The sequence below is a fragment of the Streptomyces sp. NRRL S-31 genome (assembly GCF_000718775.1).
In the GTDB taxonomy this organism is placed as follows: Bacteria; Actinomycetota; Actinomycetes; order Streptomycetales; family Streptomycetaceae; genus Streptomyces.
On the sequence record NZ_JOCB01000241.1, the window covers coordinates 1 to 612 of the forward strand.

A 612-nucleotide genomic window follows, 5' to 3' on the forward strand; every position below is an offset into this window, starting at 1 on the left:
GGAGAAGTACCAGCTCCGCCCCCGCGACTGGGAGACCGCCGCCCGCGAAGGCCGCACCATCGCACCCCTGATCACCCGCCTCAACCAGATCAGGCGGCGCAGCCCGGCCCTGCGCCGGCTGCGGAACCTGCACTTCCACCACGCCGACCAGGAGGCGGTGATCGCCTACTCGAAGCGGAGCGGGTCGAACACGGTTCTGGTGGTCGCCAACCTCGACCCCCACCACACCCAGGAGGCCACGGTCTCGTTGGACATGCCGCAACTCGGCCTGGACTGGCACGAGTCCGTGCCGGTGCGCGACGAGCTCACCGGCGAGACCTACCACTGGGGCAGGGCCAACTACGTGCGCCTCGAACCGGGCCACAGGCCCGCGCACGTCTTCACCGTCCTGCGACCGTCCACCCCGCAGATCGGAGGGTCACCCGCCATATGATCGTCAACGAGCCCGTTCCGGACACCTTCGAGGACACACCCGCCAAGGACCGGGACCCGGACTGGTTCAAACGCGCCGTCTTCTACGAGGTGCTGGTCCGCTCCTTCCAGGACAGCAACGGCGACGGCGTCGGCGACCTGAAGGGTCTGACCGCCAAGCTCGACTACCTCCAGTGGCTC

General features: G+C 68.6%; 2 pseudogenes. Both read left to right on the top strand.

The features are described 5' to 3' along the window. Positions 1-433 (top strand): annotated as a pseudogene (locus tag IF37_RS0138420) (DUF3459 domain-containing protein); the annotation flags it as partial. Then, positions 430-612 (top strand): annotated as a pseudogene (locus IF37_RS0138425) (trehalose synthase); the annotation flags it as partial. The pseudogenes IF37_RS0138420 and IF37_RS0138425, both read left to right, overlap by 4 nt.